We start from the raw sequence: 19,062 nt of genomic DNA on the forward strand, positions 1-19,062 counted from the left end.
ACGCAAATACAAATTACATTCTTGTTATATATCCTTATATTTTATTCCTTTCAGTTATTGATTAGTCCGTAACATTATTTTATCTCGCCAGGGCGATCGGTGAGGATATCCCCTACGTTGAGCCTCTCATACGACAGGATATCGCACTGATGAACAGCCTTCGCCATCGCCGCCTCTCGCAGTTTCTGCTTACGCTGGCCGCCGGTTTCTCTGTTTACGGCCACGCGCTGTGCTGCGATGAGCTGCGCTGAATCCGCCTTCGCCCCGCCTGCGGGCATGTTGACTCTTTGTCCAGCCGCCGCTGCCGCACGCACCGGTGGCTGTTGCTCATGATTAAGGATTGACCCTATGGAACGACTCCGTCGACAACATAATGCCCAGTGGTATCACGAAACCCAAAGCAGCGTACGGGGCGATGCGCCGCTGGAGCCGCAGGCGGCCACCCTGCGCGATCGTTTTCTGCTGGGGCTGGGCGCCTTCGCCGACGAAGCGCTAAATGCTGCGCTCAGCGCCCGCGCCGGGGTATTCAACGCCTCGCTGGCCGGTTACCACGCGCTGTTTCCCGACCAGGTGTCGCTGTCACGATACGTGACATTGTCACCCTACGATCGCCTCAGCACCGCGTTGACCGTCGCTCAGGTGACGGGCGTGCAATCGCTTTGTAGCCACTACGCCGCCCGCCTCGCCCCGCTGCACAGCCCGGACGCCTCCCGAGAAAGCAATATCCGCCTTGCCCAGATCACCCAATATGCCCGCCAGCTCGCCAGCCAGCCCACGCTGATTTGCCGCAGGGCGCTGCAACAGCTCGGCGACGTCGGGCTGAGCCCGGCAGATATCGTAACCTTCTCTCAGACGATCGGTTTTGTCAGCTATCAGGCGCGCGTAGTGGCGGGCGTCGCGGCGTTAGCCGGCCGCCCGGCGGTGGTGGTGCCCGGCTTCCCGAACGTCGAAGACGCCGATGGCGTCGCTTTCAGCGCCGACGAGTTGAGCTGGACTGCGCGTCTGCCGACAATCGACACGGAAGCCGCCGCCGCCGAACAGCTTGACGTGCTGGATCAGAGCCACCCGCAGGCGCGCGCCGAATCTTATTATTTGCTGTTGGCGCACGATGCCGCCGCGCTGCGCGAGCGTAACGGCGTGTTTAACGGCATCAATGCCGAAGGATATGGGTTATCGAGCCGATTGAAAGCGCTGGCGACTCTGGTGGTCTCGCGCATCAACGGCAGCCGCTACTGCGCGGCTACGGTGGCGCAAGAGCTACAGGACGACGGGCTGGCCCAGGCGCTGTTCGCCGGGCTGCCTCAGGGGCTGGCTTTTACCGAGGATGCCGTCAAACGCGCGGTGATCCACACCGCCGCCGAGCTGACGCGCGCTCCGGAGAAATTCACCCCGCAGAGCGTGCAGCCGTTGTTCAACAGCGGCCTGAATCAGGCGCAGGCGCTGGAAGTGATCCTCACCGCCGCGCTCTACGCCTGGGAAAACCGCCTGCGCCAAACGCTGGGCGATGCAGAGCCGGCATAGCCGGCGCAATGACCTATCACTGAGTTGACGGCTAATTTCGCCGTTAACTCTCTTTGGTCTATTTTGGCTAAAAACTTCAGCAAAAGATGAACTGATAAAGTATAAATCCGAAAAAATAATATTTGTCAGAATTATGATTCGTTTTTTCCTGCCGTTCGCGAAAATAACGACTCGTCAAAATTATGTCTGCAAACAAAGCAATAGAAAGATTGCGCCCTCGCTCAATTATGTAACCGTTCTCATCGCAGAAGCAGTAAAACAAGGTTTTAACCCTGCTAATTAATAGAGGAACACATTAACGCCTCTAACTTTTCAGCAGTGGTGGCCTTGCTGTTTAGTTTCTATGATTAAGCCGATAGCGACGTTGTGATTTCCATTTCAAATATTCACTAAAAATAAACGCTCGCCGTCAACCCCATTATTTTTTGATTTTCCATCACAGCAAAAAAATATTGTGAGGTAACCCCATGTCTGAGCAAGAACTTAAATCCAGCAACAGTATCGTTAACGTGATTGTCGTCATCGATACCGATGCTCTGATAGAAGCATTCGAGAATAACAACCCCAGTCAGGACTCCGGCAACCCAACAGGTATCGGCCATCAATACGCTTATATGGTCGTCACCTCCGAACAGGTGATCGGCGGTTCCGGTACGGCGGACCTGAACTTTAAAGCCAATGTCGGCGACGTCATTCGCTGGACCGGCACCTCAGAATCCGCCAATTTCGACGCCGGCGTGCTGATCTACGGGCTGCCGCAGTTCGGCAGCGGCACCCAGGTCTTTTCCAACCCGACCTTCAAAATGTACACCCGCAGCTCGATGATGCCGGCGCAAAATACCGTGTTCCCCGTTACCTTCACCAACCAAACCTATTGGTTCATCCAGGCGGACATCAGCAATACCGGCACGGAAAATTATTGCATCCAATTTGGCCTTTATTATCGGCCAAACGGCGGCGATCAGAAATTACTGGGTTATTTCTATTGGGATCCGACCATTACCATCAGCAATTAACCTTATTCCGTCGACCGTTAGGCACCACATGATTATGGCCCCACGGGGCCATAATCGTTGCGGAAACATCGGGTAAACTTAAACGTCTCTATTCATTTTGCCGACGCAGCCACTCGCTGGCGGCGTCGAAGAATTTTTGCGCCAACGGCGTGGCGCGCTCCGCCATATCGACCACCACCGCCGCATGACGCGGCATGGCGCCGATGGCCACCGGGCGCCGCTGCAACGCCGGCATCAGCGGCGATTGCAGCTGGCCGCGCGGGAACAGCCCGCAGCCCAGGCCGACGAAAATTCCCTCCAGCAGTTGGAAGATCGAGGCAGTTTCCAGCCGCGTGTGCAGCGTCAACCCGGCGTCGCGGAAGTGTTGATCGAGATAGCGGCGGAAATAACGCGTCGGCTCGGCCAGGCACAGCGGCAAAGCGGCCACCGCTTCCAGCGGCAACGGCGTATCGCCCACCAGCTTCGGGAAGTGTTGCGGATGAAATACCAGCTCGACGCCGGTTTCCACCAGCGGTTGCGATTGGAAATGCAGCTCCTTTAAGGTCGACAGCTCGAAAAAGCCGATGCCGATGTCAACGGTATGCGCCGTCAGCGCCTCCAGCAGCTGATCGGCGCTCAGCACCGCCAGCCGGTAATCGAGATGCGGGTAACGCGCGCTGACCGCCTTGAGCATTTCCGATACCGAGATACTGCACTGCGGCACCACGCCAAGGCGCAGCGTGCCGTGCAAGCCGTGCTTGAGCGACTCCACCTCCAGCTTCAGCCCCTGGTAGACCGAGACGATCTCACGCGCCCACGCCAGCACCCGCTCGCCTTCGGCGGTAAAACCGCCGAAATGGTTGCCGCGGTTAATCAGCGAAACGCCCAGCTCTTTTTCCAGATTTTTCAATCGCATGGATAGCGTTGGCTGGCTGACGAAGCTGGCTTCCGCCGCCCGGCCGAAGTGGCGTTCCCGTTCTAAATTACACAAATAAATCAGTTGTTTAATATCCATAGCGCGGCTCAATGATCGGCAGTCGCATCAGTATACCACCGGGCGCCTTCGCCCGCCCGGTGAGTCAGAGCTTCAGCTTCACGTAATCCGCCAGGCGAGAGAACACGCCGCCCTGCGGCACCGCCTGCAGCGCCACCAGCGGCAGGGTTTTCACCACCTGGCCATTGTCGCTGATGCGGATCTCGCCGACGGTCTGCCCTTTGCCTATCGGCGCTTCCAGCCGCGCGGCAGTGATCACGTACTGCGCCTTCAGCTTGTCCGCTTCGTTTTTTGGCAGGCTGAGCGACTGGTTCTGCGCGCTGCCGACCGGCAAGCGGTGATCCTCGCCGTACCAGACCGGCTCTTCCCCCAGGCTCTGCCCGGCGCTGAACAGATGTACGGTGGTAAAGTCGCGCAGCCCCCAGGTCAACAGCTTACGCGCCTGCTCCTCACGCCCCTTAGCGCTTTTGCCGCCCATCACCACGGCGATCAGGCGGCGATCCCCTTCGGTGGCGGAGGCGATGATGTTGAAGCCGGCCGAGGCGGTGTGCCCGGTTTTCAGCCCATCGACGTGCAGCGTCTTATCCCACAGCAGTCCATTGCGGTTCTGCTGCGTGATACCGTTCCAGGTCAGCGACTTCTCGCTGTACATATGATATTCCGCCGGTTCACTCATGATAATGGCACGCGCAATCACCGCCAGATCGCCGGCGGTGGTGAACTGCCCCGGCGCATCCAGCCCGTGTACCGTTTCGAAATGGGTGTTCTGCAGGCCCAGCTGCGCGCTCTTCTCGTTCATCAGCTTGACGAAGTTGGCCTGGCTGCCCGCCACATAGTCCGCCATCGCCACGCAGGCGTCGTTGCCGGAATCGATGATAATGCCGCGGCTGAGATCGCGTACCGTGACCCTGTCACCGGGTTTCAGGAACATCAACGAAGACCCCTTGAACACCGGGTTGCCCTGCGCCCAGGCGTCTTTCCCCACGGTGACGACATCGTCAAGACCAATCTTGTGCTGGTCAAGCGCGTGGTCGATCACCAACCCGGTCATGAGTTTGGTCAGGCTGGCCGGGTTGCGCCGTTCATCGGCATTGCCGGCAGCCAACACCTGGCCGGTGGTGTAATCCATCAAAACGTAAGAGGCGGCGTCTATCGCCGGCGGGGTCATGTTGGGAAAATGGGGCGTCGTTCCCGCCGCCTGCGCCGCTAAAGGCAGTAATATACCGCCGATCACCACTGATACTGAACGCTTCACGCTGTGTTCCTCAGGCCCGCAGGCTGAATAAAATACCAATATAATCCGCGAGATAGACTGCATGAATTCACTTTCAGACGAAACCATTACTCTTTTGCAGCGGGTGTCTTTATGCAACCATTTGTTTACGTCATCGCCCGCCTGCGATAGATAAGCTCTATGCCGCCATTGCCCCATTCGATTAGACGCCACCCGGCAGCCCCCCTAAACTTGTGACATAAATACGCAAGACGCATAAAAAAGCGTTTACTTTTTAGCTACAACCACCTGCGAAGTGTCATCATGAAATTTAAACCGTCAATCAAGCCTTACACCGGCCCGGCGGGCGGCTGGGGTTCGCTTGAAGCCACCACCCGCTTTGTCCTCGACAGTAAACAAACGCTCAAAAACATGCGCAACCTGATGCGCGTCAACAAGGCTCGCGGCTTCGACTGCCCAGGCTGCGCCTGGGGCGACGACAACCACAGCACCTTCAGCTTCTGCGAAAACGGCGCCAAAGCGGTCAGTTGGGAAGCGACGCGCAGCGCCGTCGAGCCAGAGTTCTTCGCCGCCCACAGCGTCAGCACCCTGCAGCAGCAAAGCGACTATTTCCTCGAGTATCAGGGGCGCCTCACCCATCCGATGCGCTACAACGCCGAAACCGACCACTATGAGCCTATCCATTGGCCGGACGCGCTGGCGCTGATCGCCAAGCACATCAACGGCATGGACAACCCGAACCAGATCGAGCTGTATACTTCGGGCCGCGCCAGCAACGAAGCGTCGTACCTTTATCAGCTGTTCGGCCGCATGCTCGGCACCAGCAATTTCCCCGACTGTTCCAATATGTGCCACGAGGCGAGCGGCGTTGGGCTGAAGCAGAGCATCGGCGTCGGCAAAGGCACCATCCGCATCGATGACTTCGAAAAGGCCGATGCCATCTTCGTGTTCGGTCAAAACCCCGGCACCAACCACCCGCGCATGCTGCACAGCCTGAAAAACGCCGCCCGACGCGGCGCGCGCATCGTCAGCTTCAATACCCTGCGCGAACGTGGGCTGGAAAGGTTCGCCGATCCGCAGGATCCGGTACAGATGCTGACGCCAAAATCCTCGCCGATCAGCTCTTCCTATTACCAACCGAATCTGGGCGGTGATATGGCGGCGGTGCGCGGCATGGTGAAAGCCCTGCTGGAAACCCACCGCCAGCGTCTGGCCGCCGGCGAGCCCGCCCTGTTCGACCTGGCGTTTATCGAACGGCACAGCGTCGGCGTGGAGGCTTATCTGGCGCAGGTGGACGCCACCGAGTGGCAGACCATTACCGCGCAGTCGGGCCTGAGCGAGGCGCAGCTGCGCCAGGCGGCGGCCACCTATCAGGGCGCCGAACGGGTGATCTGCACCTGGGCGATGGGCGTGACGCAGCATAAACACTCCATTGCGACAGTGCGCGAAATCACCAACCTGCAGCTGCTGTTCGGGCAACTGGGCAAACCGGGCGCCGGCCTGTGCCCGGTGCGCGGCCACAGCAACGTCCAGGGTAACCGCACCATGGGGATCGACGAGAAGTCGCCCAAAGCGCTGCTCGACAGCCTGGAGCGCCACTTTAACTTTACCGCCAACCGCGCGCTGGGCCACAACACGGTGGAAGCGATCGAAGCGATGCTGCGCGGCGAAGTGAAAGTGCTGATCGCGCTGGGCGGCAACCTGGCCGCCGCGGCGCCGGACACCGAGCGCACCGCCCGCGCCCTGCGCAACTGCGATTTGACGGTGCATATCAGCACCAAGCTTAACCGCAGCCATCTGGTGACCGGCAAAGACGCGCTGATCCTGCCGACGCTCGGCCGCACCGAACTGGACATGCAGGCCAGCGGCTCGCAGTACATTACGGTCGAGGATTCGTTCAGCATGGTGCACGCCTCGGAAGGCATCGGCAAACCGCTGGCGGAGACCCAACGTTCGGAGACGGCGATCGTCTGCGGCATCGCCGACGCGGTGCTGGGCACCCAGCAGTTGGACTGGCTGGAACTGGCCGACGACTACTCGCTGATCCGCGATCATATCGCCGCCACCATTCCCGGCTTTGAGGATTTCAACCGGCGCTGCGACCAGCCCGGCGGTTTCTACCTGGGCAATGCCGCCGCCGAACTGCGCTTCGCCACGCCAAGCGGCAAGGCAGAATTCAGCGCCGCCGCGCTGCCGACCACCCTGTTCCCGCAGCTGGGCGGCGAGCAAGCGCCGTTTACCCTGCAGACGCTGCGCTCGCACGATCAGTACAACACCACCATCTATGGTCTGGATGACCGTTATCGCGGCGTTTACGGCCAACGCGAAGTGTTGTTCATCCATCCGGAGGATCTGGCGGCGCTGGGCCTGCAGGATGGCGAACGGGTAGAGATTGAAACCCTGTGGAACGATGGCGTGGTGCGTAAAGTGGACGGGTTCAAGCTGGTGAGTTACGACATTCCGCGTGGCAACCTGGCGGCCTACTACCCGGAAACCAACCCGCTGGTGCCGCTGGCCAGCTTCGGCGACGGTACCGGCACGCCGACTTCGAAGTCGATTCCGGTGGTGATCCGCCGCAGCGAACAGCAACCTTCGCTGCGCATCGCCTGAAAACGCGCGCCCGGTTCACCCCGGGCGCGCCAATATCGCCAGGATGGTCTGCAACTCGTCGGACAGCTGATGCCGTCGCCAGACGAAATACAGGTCGCTCACCCCCTCCTCACCCATTTCCACCACCTTCAGCCCCGGCGCCGGCAAGATCAGCGGCAGCAACGAACCGGGTACGCAGGCGACGCCACAACCGGCCTGCACGCAGGCCGCCATCGCGGCATAAGACTCCATTTCCAGCGTCATGCGCGGTTTCAGCCCGCGCGAGGCCAGCCAGTGATCGACCTTCAGGCGAAACGAACATTCGCGGCTGAAGGTGTAAAACTCCAGCGGCGCCAGCGTGGCGGCGTCGGGTTCCCCGGCATCGGCCGGCATCAGCAATACCAGCCGTTCGTCGAATGCCTTTTGGCTGGCCAGCAGCGGATGTTCTATCGGGCCGTCGGTGATCGCCAGATCGAGATCGCTGTCGATCAACATGCGTTCCAGCACCAGCGAGTCGCGGCTCAGCACGTTGATGTGCAGATGAGGCTGTAAACGGCGCAGCCGGGCAATGCGCGCCGGCAAATGGCTGACCAGCGAGAAATCCAGCGCCCCGAGGTTCAGCAGCCCATGTTGGTGCTCGCCGGCGAACAGCTGCTTGCTGCGCTCCGCCTGCGCCACAATGTCGCGCGCCTGCTGGTAGAACAGCCGCCCTTTGGGATTGACGTACAGCCGGTTCTTGTCGCGGAAAAACAGCTCGCCGCCCAGCGACTCCTCCAGCTCGCGCAGCCGCAGCGTGACGTTGGAAGGCACGCAGTGCAGCTCACGCGCGGCGGCGGCGATGGTTTTATGTTCCACCACGGTGCAGAAAAACTTCAGCTGGCTCAGCTTCATCTATCATTCACTTTTAGTTAGCGTTTTAGTTAAAAACAATCACTTTAGATTAGCATCGATTTCACCTACAGTCTGCCGACACCCTGAGGAGGATCTCTGATGCCACTGAATGACCTACTGACGCTGCCCGGCGTGGCGGCCCAACCGGATGCGGTAACCGACGGTTACGTGTTCAACCACACCATGATCCGCGTGAAGGATCTGACCAAGGCGCTGGATTTCTACACCCGCGTGCTGGGCTTTACCCCGGTTTATCTGGAAACGTTCGAAGAAGCCGCCTTCACCATCTGCTACCTGACGCGCAGCCCGCGCGAGCAAATCCCGCAGGATGACGACGAGCGCAAGCGCTGGGCGCTGAGCCAGCCGGGCATTCTCGAGCTGACCCATAACCACGGCACCGAAAATCAGGCGGATTTCCACTATCACAACGGCAACGGCGAGCCGCGCGGCTTTGGCCACCTGTGCGTCACGGTGCCGGACGTGCGCGCCGCCTGCGAGCGGTTTGAGCGCCTCGGCGTCACCTTCCAAAAGCGCCTGCATGAAGGCCGTATGAACTACGTGGCGTTCATTCGCGATCCGGACGATTACTGGATTGAAATCCTGCAGCCGACGCCGCTGCAAGACTGACGGTCACCCGCCCTCCACCCCGGCCCTCGCGCCGGGGTTTTTCATCGATAGCGTTTCGATTGACCAATCTTGCGCAAAATCGCGCGGCAACGCGGGGTTCAGTGACGTTAGGCTTGCTCGCAGCGGGTGATTCGCGTAAAACTGTCAGCCGCAAATCTTGCCACTCACAACCCATTCACTGGACGATATGTTTCAAGATAACCCGCTGCTGGCGCAGCTTAAACAGCAACTTCACTCTCAAACCCCGCGCGTTGAAGGCGTCGTGAAAGGGACTGAGAAAGGCTTTGGCTTTCTTGAAGTAGACGGTCAAAAAAGTTACTTCATTCCGCCGCCGTACATGAAGAAAGTCATGCACGGGGATCGCATTATCGCCACCCTGCACACCGAGAAAGAGCGCGAAATCGCCGAGCCGGAATCCCTGGTCGAGCCGTTCCTGTCGCGCTTTGTCGGCCGCGTGCAAAAGCGCGACGACCGTCTGTCCATCGTGCCCGATCATCCGTTGCTGAAAGAGGCGATTCCGTGCCGCCCGGTGCGTGAATTGACCCACAACTTCCAGGCCGGCGACTGGGCGGTGGCGGAAATGCGCCGTCATCCGCTGAAAGGCGATCGCGGCTTCAACGCCGATCTGACCCAGTTTATCACCAACGGTGAAGACCATTTCGCCCCGTGGTGGGTGACGCTGGCGCGTCACAACCTGGAAAAAGAGGCGCCGGAGATGCTGGCTCTCAGCGAGCCGGCCGCCGCGTCGGCGCGTGAAGATCTGACCTCGCTCGAATTCGTCACCATCGACAGCGCCAGCACCGAAGACATGGACGATGCGCTGTACGTGACCGACAACGGCGACGGTTCGCTGCAGTTGACCATCGCCATCGCCGATCCGACCGCCTACGTCGAACAAGGCAGCAAGCTGGACGATATCGCCCGCGTGCGCGCATTCACCAACTACCTGCCTGGCTTCAACATCCCGATGTTGCCGCGCGATCTGTCGGACAACCTGTGCTCGCTGCGCCCTAACGAGCGCCGCCAGGTGCTGGCTTGCCGCGTGACCATCGCCGCCGACGGCGCGCTGGGCGAAGATATTCAGTTCTTCGCCGCCGAGATCGAATCCAAAGCCAAGCTGGTATACGACGAAGTGTCCGACTGGCTGGAAGGCATTGCCGGCTGGCAGCCGCCGAGCGACGCCATCGCACAGCAGGTAGCCCTGCTGAAACGCGTTTGCGACGCGCGCAACGCCTGGCGCCACCAGCATGCGCTGGTGTTTAAAGATCGCCCGGACTACCGCTTCGTGCTGGGTGAAAAAGGCGACGTGCTGGAGATCGTTACCGAGCAGCGCCGCAGCGCTAACCGCATCGTTGAAGAGTGCATGATCGCCGCCAACGTCTGCGCCGCCATCGTGCTGCGCGATCGCCTGGGCTTCGGCGTGTACAACGTGCACACCGGTTTCGATCCTGCGCTGGTCGAGCAAGCGGTCACCGTATTGCAGGCCAACGGCGTGGAAGCCGAAGCCGACAAGCTGCTGACCCTCGACGGTTTCTGCGAACTGCGCCGCCACCTGGACGCGCAGCCGACCCAGTTCCTCGACAGCCGCATCCGCCGCTTCCAGACCTTCGCGGAGATCAGCACCACGCCGGGGCCACACTTCGGTCTGGGGCTGGAGGCTTACGCCACCTGGACATCGCCGATCCGTAAGTACGGCGATATGGTCAACCATCGCCTGCTGAAGGCGATCATCAACCAGCAGCCGGCGGAAAAACCGCAGGATGACGTGACGGTACAGCTGGCGGAGCGCCGCCGCCTCAACCGCATGGCGGAGCGCGACGTCGGCGACTGGTTGTACGCTCGCTTCCTGCAGGACAAGGCCGGTACCGATACCCGCTTCAACGCCGAGATCATCGACGTGACCCGCGGCGGCCTGCGCGTGCGCCTGCTGGACAACGGCGCGGTTGCCTTCATTCCGGCGCCGTTTATTCACGCGGTGCGCGACGAGATGCAGTGCAGCCAGGAAACCGGCACCGTGCAGATCAAGGGTGAAGTGGTTTACCGCCAGAGCGACACCTTGCAGGTCACCATCGCCGAAGTGCGCATGGAAACCCGCAGCGTGATCGCCCGCCCTGCGGCCTGAACGCCAACCTGAAACGGTAGCAGCGCCAAACGCCGACGGTGAAAACCGCCGGCGTTTTTTTTCGCCTCATTCCGGCTAGCGCAGCGGCTCGCCGCCGGTTTCGCGCAGCAGCGGCAGTACCGCCAGCGAAGCCAGCGTCGCCAGCATCAAATAGACGGCGGGCGCCAGCAGCGAGCCGCTCAGCGCGATCGACTGCGAGGCGATGTACTGGGCAAAACCGCCGAAGATCGCCACCCCGAGGCTGTAGACCAACGCAAACCCCAAAGCGCGAATGCGCTGCGGGAACAGCTCCGAAATCATCAGCATGGTCGGCACCGAACCGAGCGTGGTCAACCCGACCAGCAGCGCGACAATCAGCAACAGCACCGCCGGATGCGGCACCGCGCTCAGCCACCAAAACGCCGGCAGGGCCACGATCAGAATCGCGATCCGCGACCAACGGATCAGCGGCAGGCGGCCGTAACGATCGCACCAGTGCCCGACCAGCAGGCTGCCGCCGAAGGTGACAAGCCCCGCCAGCAGCATCGCGGCATAGCCGTAGGCCTGCGCCATCCCCAAGTATTTCACCGCGTAGGTGCCGAGATAATACATCGAGATGTAAGTGGCGACGGTGGCGCCGATGGTCAGCATCACGCCGAGCACCACCGCCCGCGAGTGCTTGCGCAACTGCGCGGGTGGCTCGTGCGCCCGCGGCACCGACGGCCGATCGCTCTCCAGCCCGAGACGCAGCCAGCAACCGAGCGGCGCCAGCGCCACGCCGATAAAGAAAGGAATACGCCATCCCCACTCGGCCATGGCGTTCGGCTCGCCGGAAAGCACCGGCAAGGCCGCGCTGAGCGCCAGCGCGGTGACGCCGCCAACCACGGTGGCGATGCCCTGCGTCGCCAAAGACCAGCTGGAATAGAAGCCGCGCCGGTTGGGCGGCGCGGACTCCACCAGCAACGACATCGACGCCCCTACTTCGCCGCCCGCCGCCACGCCCTGGATCAGGCGCGCCGCTACCAAGGTGACGGTTCCCCAGTAGCCGGCGCTGGCGTAGGTCGGCGCAAAGCCGATCATCGCCGTGCCCAGGCTCATCAAGGAAATCGTCAGGATCATCGCCGGTTTGCGGCCACAGCGATCGGCATAGGCGCCAATCAGAATGCCGCCCAGCGGCCGCATGAAGAAGCTGACGCCAAACGTCGCGAACGCCAACAGCAATGCCAAATGCGGATCGCTGGACGGTGGAAAGAACAATACGCTGATGTAAATAACGAAGAAGTTATAAATACCGAAGTCAAAAAACTCCAGCGCATTACCGAAAGAGGCGGCGAATATGACCTTTTTGCCGCTGGCGTTCGGAGCCGATATTATTGCCGTTTGAGTTTCAGCCGTATTTTCACTCATCATTATCTTCCCTGTTATTATTTTTCGCGTTTATTTTAAATACGCTTCCGCCAACGCTGCCCAATAATGGCTGCCGGCCGCCAGACAGCCGTCGTTAAAGTCATATCCCGGGTTATGCACCATGCAGCTGCCTTCGCCATCGCCGTTGCCGATGATCAGGTAACAGCCCTGCGGGTGCGCATCGAGCATGAAGGCGAAATCTTCGCTGCCCATCAGCGGCCGGGCGCCATAGTGCGCGCGAGCGGCGCCGAACTGCTGTTCCGCCACGCGGTGGGCGAAACGGGTTATCCCTTCGTCGTTGACCAGCACCGGCGTGCCGTTAACGTGTTCCACCACCGCGTGAGCGCCGAAGCTTGCCGCCTGCGCCTCGATCAGCGCCGGAATGCGCGCCAGCAAGGTTGCGCGCGCCTGGCGATCCAGCGAGCGCACGCTGAGCTTCATCTCCGCGCTGTCCGGGATCACGTTGGCCGCCTCACCGGCCTTGATGCTGCCGACGGTGATCACCGCCGCTTCCAGCGGATCGATATTGCGCGAGACGATGCTCTGCAGGGAAACGGTGATATGCGAGGCCACCAGCACCGGATCGATCGTCAGCTGCGGGATGGCGCCGTGGCCGCCACGCCCCTGCACCCGCACGTTGAACTGATCCATCGAGGCCATAAACGGGCCATGCTGGAAAAAGAACTCACCGAGCGGCATGCCCGGCATGTTGTGCATGGCGAAGATGGCGTCGCAGGGGAAGCGCTCGAACAGCCCCTGTTCCACCATGCGCGCGCCGCCGTTCAGCATCTCTTCCGCCGGTTGGAAAATCAGGTGCAGCGTGCCGTTGAAGTTGCGCGTATGCGCCAGGTAACGGGCGGCGCCGAGCAGCATGGTGGTATGGCCGTCATGGCCGCAGGCGTGCATGCGGTTGGCCACGCTGCTGCTCCAGGGTTTGCCGGTGTTCTCCTCGATCGGCAAGGCATCCATATCGGCGCGCAGCCCGAGGCTTTTCACGCCGTCGCCCGCCCGCAGCGTGCCCACCACGCCGGTGCCCGCCAATCCGCGGTGCACCTCATAACCCCACGAACTCAGATAATCCGCGACCAGATCGCTGGTGCGAAACTCTTCGAAACCCAATTCGGGGTGCTGATGAATATCGTGCCGAATAGCCGTGAGCTGCGGTAAATACCCTTCGATGATTTTATTTATCATAATTACATTCCTTTCGTGATTTTATTATTTATTTGGTGAATGAATAAACCTGGGGGTGAAAATAAAGGTATAACACGGCATGAATAATTTTATTTCGGCTCGCCTCGACAGATAAAATAATAATCCGCCAGACGCCGTATCCAGATAAAAAACGACAATGATTCGCTGTACGCGCCGCAAAAATGCAGAATGAATAACTGCCCGGGATTCTGTGGGCGGCAGCCTGCGCCAACGCTGTTTCATCACTTTGTTTTTACACTAAAACCCCACCTGCTTCACATTTCTCATCCGACCTGCCGCGGTTCAGCGGCAAAACTTCTACTGTTAAAACGTCATTCCAAATAACAACGTCGATTTTTACCTCTGTACGCCAAGGAGTTGTTTCATGAAAAACATCAGGTCCGGACTTATCTGGCTGCTGGTGGCGTTGGTCGGCGCCTTCGCCTTCGCCATGCTGGCGCTCAGCCGCGGCGAACACGTCAACGCCGTCTGGCTGGTGGTCGCCGCCGTCGCCTGCTACAGCATCGCCTACCGCTTCTACAGCCGGTTCATTGCCGACAAGGTCTTTGAACTGGACGATCGCCGTCTGACCCCGGCCGAACGCCGCAACGACGGCCTGGACTATGTGCCCACCAACAAATGGGTGCTGTTCGGCCACCACTTCGCCGCCATCGCCGGCGCCGGGCCGCTGGTGGGGCCGATTCTGGCCGCACAGATGGGCTTCCTGCCGGGGACCATCTGGATCCTGGTCGGCGTCATGCTGGCCGGCGCGGTGCAGGATTTCCTGGTGCTGTTCATTTCCACGCGCCGCGACGGGCGTTCGCTGGGGGAAATGGCCAAGCAAGAGTTGGGCGCCTTCGCCGGGGTGATCACCATGCTCGGCGCGCTGGGGGTGATGATCATCATCCTGTCAGCGCTGGCGCTGGTGGTGGTAAAAGCGCTGGCCGACAGCCCGTGGGGGCTGTTCACCATCGCCGCCACCATCCCGATCGCGCTGTTCATGGGCATCTACATGCGTTTTATCCGGCCGGGCAAGATCGCTGAAATTTCGGTGATTGGCTTCGTGCTGATGCTGCTGGCGATCATTTACGGCGGCAACGTGGCGCAAGATCCCTACTGGGGGCCGTTCTTCACGCTGCACGGCACCACCCTGACCTGGGTGCTGGTGATCTACGGCTTCGTCGCTTCGGTGCTGCCGGTGTGGCTGCTGCTGGCGCCGCGCGACTACCTTTCCACCTTTATGAAAATCGGCGTCATCATCGGCCTGGCCATCGGCATCGTCTTCGCCATGCCGGAGATGAAAATGCCGGCGGTTTCGCGCTTCATCGACGGCAGCGGCCCGGTGTTCGCCGGCGCCCTGTTCCCGTTCCTGTTCATCACCATCGCCTGCGGCGCCATTTCCGGCTTCCACGCGCTGGTCTCCAGCGGCACTACGCCCAAGCTGGTGGAGCGCGAAAGCCACATCCGTTTTATCGGTTACGGCGCCATGCTGATGGAGTCTTTCGTCGCCATCATGGCGCTGATCTGCGCCTCGGTGCTGGATCCGGGCGTTTACTTCGCCATGAACTCGCCGGCGGCGCTGATCGGCACCACGGTGGAAAATGCTTCGCAGGTCATCAACAGCTGGGGCTTTATCGTCACGCCGGAAACGCTGGCGCTGATCGCCAAAGAGGTGGGTGAGAACTCCATCCTGTCGCGCGCCGGCGGCGCCCCGACCTTCGCCGTGGGCATGGCACACATCATCAGCGAGGTGTTCAACAGCCGGGCGATGATGGCCTTCTGGTACCACTTCGCCATTCTGTTCGAAGCGCTGTTCATTCTGACCGCCGTCGACGCCGGCACCCGCGCCTGCCGCTTTATGGTGCAGGATCTGGTGGGCGTGGCGGTGCCGCAACTGGCCAACAACCGTTCGTGGTTCGGCAACCTGGCGGGCACCACGGTGGCGGTGGCCGGCTGGGGCTTCTTCGTGTATCAGGGCGTGGTCGATCCGCTTGGCGGCATCAATACCCTGTGGCCGCTGTTCGGCATCGGCAACCAGATGCTGGCGTCAATGGCGCTGATCCTCGGCACCGTAGTGCTGTTCAAAATGAAAAAACAGCGCTACGCCTGGGTCACCATTCTGCCGACCGCCTGGCTGTTCGTCACCTCCATGACCGCCGGCTGGCAGAAGATCTTCCATGAGAAACCGAGCATCGGCTTCCTGGCGCAGGCGAAGAAATTTTCCACCGGCATCGAGCAAGGCACGATCATTGCGCCGGCCAAATCGCTGAAAGACATGGAAACCATCGTATTCAGCAACCAAATCAACGCCGCGCTGTGCGGGTTCTTTATGCTGGTGGCGGTGACCATGCTGATCGCCGCCTTCTTCGCGATCCGCCGGGCGTTGCGCTCCGAACAGCCGACGACGCATGAGGTGAGCGCCGCGCTGCGGGAGGAGACCGGCCGCGGCTGAGTCTCGCCGTTCGGAGAAACGGCCGGCCTCTTGAGCAGCGCACTGCTTAAGGGGTTGGGCCGTTAACGGACGACAGTTTGTCTGAAGATGTCGCCCCTAGGAATATTGTCTTCACCGACCCGCTTCTTGATTTCCGTCGCCAGGTATGGCGAAGCGCCGCTCGCCAGCGCACCCGCTAGGTTATTGCCCGCCAGCGCCGTCAGCGCCCCCGTCACCGCCTGCGCCGCCTTCTGCAGATCGCTGCCAGTGCCGTATTGCCGCATCGCGTTGTCGTATGCCCGCTGCAACACGTCCGCCTCGCGGAACGGTTTGCCGTTCTTCTCAAGCTGCTCCCTGGCCTGCGCCAGCGCCGCCGGGTCTTTATGCGCTTTCAGCCCGGCGATATCTCCCAGTTGTAACGGCGAGAAGTGGAGATTTTTAGGGCTTAGATTTAAGAATCCCAGCTAGACTAGATGGGGTTCTTACTATTCAACTTATTCTATTTCTACAGGTCACGATAATAGAAAAACCATACTGGTAATCCTATCAATATTCCAACAAGAGCTATTTTGAAATAAGTAAATAGCTTAGCGATAAAAAATGACAGTATGTTCTCCCCACCTCCAACCCAGTAACCAAGGAGACTGAATAACACAGCCATAATGAACAAAACAATAAAAAGGCTTGAGCATAAATAAAACAAAGCAATAACAGACCTATACTTACTATTCATCACGGCTTTTCCTTTTTATTTTTCAGAGCCTCATTCATTCCCTCTGTAAACAACCCCGAAGCTACAGAATCCCCTGCGTTACCTACTATAGAAGGCAATGGGTTTTGCGGAACTGGCTTACTGATAGTCCAGACTCCTGTTGGTACCCATTCATACTGTTTTGATATTGGATTCAGTTTTTTATCAAACGGTACCTTGATAAGGTTACCAGCGACATAACCAACAGAAGCCCCTGTCTTACTTAGTAGGGCACCCATGAGCGGATCATCACCATTGATTTCCGCTTGATAATAGCCACCTACGGCATTCCAAGTTACTGTTGGATTGTAGCCTTTACCGGCTGTAATGAGGCCGATAACTCCAGCACCGATAACATCAGACAATTTGACCTCGCCGGTTTTGCTTGTCCCATATTGGATGGCTGTATTAGCAGCACCTGATACCCCCGCAGCTATTAATTGTTCCTTGACTCCTGCACTACTAGTAATAATGGCTTTCCCCCCCATTACCGCAACGGGCCAAGACGTTGGATCGCTGATAACTGACAGCAAGCGATCACCGGTGGTGATGTTGTCTTTCAGGAATTTAAGATCGGCACCATTAAGATAATTCACCAATGCCGCTGCATTAGGATCTTTCAGCTTTTCATCCAACCGGAACTGTGATGAGTGAGCATCATTGGCAACATTTGTAGCACCTTGAATAAGCTCCTCCCACGTCACGCAAGCTACGCCACCACCGGTACAAGCCTCAGCCAACTCTTTGCTGTTCTTATTGCTGATGTCGAGATATTTCTCAACCACTGCGTTGCAGTCACCACCGGATGCTTTACAGTCGGAGAGTTCTTTATCAAGTGATCTGGATTCTGTACTGCTCAGATAATTATTCTCCACCGCATTCTTCCCAGCCTGCCCGCCGGTCACCGCTCCCGCAGTATCTCCCGTCGCCAGCCCGCCTGCAAGCCCTGCGGCCAACTGGCTCAGCGCGCTCACCTGCTGCTTCTCGCTTTCGCTCAGCTGCTCTTTCGTTTTGCCCGGGAACAGCTGGCCGGCAATGTAGCGCGCCGCCAGTTCACCGCCGCCCGCACCCAGCCCCCCTGCTGCGGCTGACTGGTTATTCAGCTGCGCGGTCACCGCGCCCAGCACTGCATGCGCCATCGCATTGGCGGCGATGTTGTCTTCACCGACCCGCTTCTTGATTTCCGTCGCCAGGTACGGTGAGGCGCCGCTTGCCAGCGCACCCGCCAGGTTATTGCCCGCCAGCGCCGTCAGCGCCCCCGTTACCGCCTGCGCCGCCTTCTGCAGGTCGCTGCCAGTGCCGTATTGCCGCATCGCGTTGTCGTATGCCCGCTGCATCACCGCCGCATCGTTCGTCGGTTTGCCGCTCTTCTCCAGTTGCTCCCTGGCCTGCGCCAGCGCCGCCGGGTCTTTCTGTGCCTTCAGCCCGGCGATATCCCCCTGCGTGCGGATGACGTCCATCGCCTGGCCGCCAATCTCGCCGATAAGCTGCGCCTGTTTGAGCCGGTTCTGCTCCTTCTCCTTGTTGAATATCGGGCTGATGCTACCGTCGTTGGCATGCTCGGTATCCCGGTTCAGCTGCGCCACATCCTGCTGCTGTTTGTCTTTGTCGCGAACTATCAGCGTACCTTCGCTAACCCCGGCCTTTGTCGTGCCCTCGGCATGCCCGCTGTGGTTGGCGCCCGACAGCATGCCGCCGGCCATGTTGGTCAGCAGGTCTTTGCCCACCGGCCCGCCGGTGCTGAAGCTGCCGCCGCTGTGCGTTGCGCTGTAGTCCGCCTGGTTGTGGATGTCCGTCCAGCCCAGCGTGCCGGTATCGAGGCGGTTTTTCTCCTTATCAGCTTGGCTTGCAATCACAGCGCCGTCGAGCTGGGTATGTTCTTTGACCTTGACGTCATACCCGCCTTGGCCGGCAAACAGCCCGGTCTGCTCTTTTACCGAGTCGAAGTTGCTGTGCAGTTTGTCCTTACTGGCGCTAAAATTCGCCGAGCCGCTGCCGGCGCCGATCGGCACGCTGATCCCGCCGCTCATCTGGGTCTGCCTGGCGTCATAACGGTCGCTGTCTTGTTCGCTTTCAAGCCGAAGGTCACGGCCCACGTCGACGGTGACTTTTTCTCCGCTGGCCTGCGCGCCGGTAAGCCGGGTGTCGCGGCCGCTGGTCACCTTGAGATTACTGCCGGTATCCAGGGTGGTTTCGGTATGGGTCAGGCCGTTGCCGTTCTCATGCCAGTGCAGGTCCGTTCTCCAGTATCTGCGTCGCCATCGCGTGACGGAACAAATGGCAGCTCCCTTTGTCGATGCCTGACGCTCACGGCACCACCGCATTGG

The 19,062-nt window shown here is 59.9% G+C and carries 13 protein-coding genes and 1 pseudogene; 6 read left to right on the plus strand and 8 right to left on the minus strand.

Annotated features, from left to right (window positions below):
* Nucleotides 1-348: 348 nt before the first annotated feature.
* Nucleotides 349-1,521: a CMD domain-containing protein gene (locus tag ACJ8PI_RS08855; protein WP_164134182.1), complete on the plus strand. Its 1,173-nt coding sequence runs from the start codon at nucleotides 349-351 to the stop codon at nucleotides 1,519-1,521.
* A 467-nt stretch (nucleotides 1,522-1,988) separates the two neighbouring features.
* Nucleotides 1,989-2,537: an inclusion body family protein gene (locus ACJ8PI_RS08860; protein ID WP_033634697.1), complete on the plus strand. Its 549-nt coding sequence runs from the start codon at nucleotides 1,989-1,991 to the stop codon at nucleotides 2,535-2,537.
* An 88-nt stretch (nucleotides 2,538-2,625) separates the two neighbouring features.
* On the opposite strand, the gene ACJ8PI_RS08865 is transcribed toward ACJ8PI_RS08860, so the two are convergent.
* Together ACJ8PI_RS08865 and dacD are read right to left on the minus strand one after the other, a co-directional pair.
* On the minus strand, nucleotides 2,626-3,531 hold the full coding sequence (locus ACJ8PI_RS08865; RefSeq protein ID WP_033653045.1) for a LysR family transcriptional regulator: 906 nt from the start codon (nucleotides 3,529-3,531) through the stop codon (nucleotides 2,626-2,628).
* Between the two features lie 64 nt (nucleotides 3,532-3,595).
* Nucleotides 3,596-4,765 carry a serine-type D-Ala-D-Ala carboxypeptidase DacD gene (dacD, locus tag ACJ8PI_RS08870; RefSeq protein ID WP_164134181.1) on the minus strand — a complete coding sequence of 390 codons (1,170 nt, stop codon included), beginning with the start codon at nucleotides 4,763-4,765 and terminating at the stop codon, nucleotides 3,596-3,598.
* Nucleotides 4,766-5,047: 282 nt separating this feature from the next.
* Here dacD and ACJ8PI_RS08875 point away from each other — a divergent pair, with 282 nt between their 5' ends.
* Entirely contained in the window at nucleotides 5,048-7,354 is a 2,307-nt protein-coding gene (locus ACJ8PI_RS08875) for an FdhF/YdeP family oxidoreductase (RefSeq protein WP_033634701.1), read from the plus strand.
* Between the two features lie 15 nt (nucleotides 7,355-7,369).
* Here ACJ8PI_RS08875 and ACJ8PI_RS08880 read toward each other — a convergent pair whose 3' ends face one another.
* Nucleotides 7,370-8,224, minus strand: coding sequence for a LysR family transcriptional regulator (locus tag ACJ8PI_RS08880; RefSeq protein ID WP_033648464.1), 855 nt, complete (start codon nucleotides 8,222-8,224; stop codon nucleotides 7,370-7,372).
* A gap of 99 nt (nucleotides 8,225-8,323) precedes the next feature.
* On the opposite strand from ACJ8PI_RS08880, the gene gloA reads away from it, so the two are divergent.
* Nucleotides 8,324-8,851: a lactoylglutathione lyase gene (gloA, locus tag ACJ8PI_RS08885; protein WP_004930603.1), complete on the plus strand. Its 528-nt coding sequence runs from the start codon at nucleotides 8,324-8,326 to the stop codon at nucleotides 8,849-8,851.
* 187 nt (nucleotides 8,852-9,038) lie between these two features.
* Entirely contained in the window at nucleotides 9,039-10,973 is a 1,935-nt protein-coding gene (locus tag ACJ8PI_RS08890) for an exoribonuclease II (RefSeq protein ID WP_041035307.1), read from the plus strand.
* Between the two features lie 75 nt (nucleotides 10,974-11,048).
* Here ACJ8PI_RS08890 and ACJ8PI_RS08895 read toward each other — a convergent pair whose 3' ends face one another.
* On the minus strand, nucleotides 11,049-12,359 hold the full coding sequence (locus ACJ8PI_RS08895) for an MFS transporter (protein WP_039565906.1): 1,311 nt from the start codon (nucleotides 12,357-12,359) through the stop codon (nucleotides 11,049-11,051).
* 30 nt (nucleotides 12,360-12,389) lie between these two features.
* Nucleotides 12,390-13,553 (minus strand): M20 aminoacylase family protein, encoded by a 1,164-nt coding sequence (locus tag ACJ8PI_RS08900; protein WP_047567227.1) that lies wholly within the window; start codon nucleotides 13,551-13,553, stop codon nucleotides 12,390-12,392.
* A 385-nt stretch (nucleotides 13,554-13,938) separates the two neighbouring features.
* Here ACJ8PI_RS08900 and ACJ8PI_RS08905 point away from each other — a divergent pair, with 385 nt between their 5' ends.
* On the plus strand, nucleotides 13,939-16,005 hold the full coding sequence (locus tag ACJ8PI_RS08905; RefSeq protein ID WP_033653036.1) for a carbon starvation CstA family protein: 2,067 nt from the start codon (nucleotides 13,939-13,941) through the stop codon (nucleotides 16,003-16,005).
* Between the two features lie 62 nt (nucleotides 16,006-16,067).
* On the opposite strand, the gene ACJ8PI_RS08910 is transcribed toward ACJ8PI_RS08905, so the two are convergent.
* The 3 genes and pseudogenes from ACJ8PI_RS08910 to ACJ8PI_RS08920 form a co-directional block, all read right to left on the minus strand.
* A complete protein-coding gene (locus tag ACJ8PI_RS08910) occupies nucleotides 16,068-16,295 on the minus strand; it encodes a hypothetical protein (protein ID WP_164134180.1) in 228 nt (75 codons plus the stop codon).
* Between the two features lie 421 nt (nucleotides 16,296-16,716).
* Nucleotides 16,717-18,969, minus strand: a complete 2,253-nt coding sequence (locus ACJ8PI_RS08915; RefSeq protein WP_406822916.1) for a VENN motif pre-toxin domain-containing protein — start codon at nucleotides 18,967-18,969, stop codon at nucleotides 16,717-16,719.
* A pseudogene (locus ACJ8PI_RS08920) lies at nucleotides 18,962-19,042 on the minus strand (tyrosine-type recombinase/integrase); the annotation flags it as partial. The gene ACJ8PI_RS08915 and the pseudogene ACJ8PI_RS08920, both read right to left, overlap by 8 nt.
* Nucleotides 19,043-19,062: the final 20 nt, after the last annotated feature.

Source organism: Serratia sp. CY82433, assembly GCF_052166535.1.
Taxonomy (GTDB): Bacteria; Pseudomonadota; Gammaproteobacteria; order Enterobacterales; family Enterobacteriaceae; genus Serratia; species Serratia sarumanii.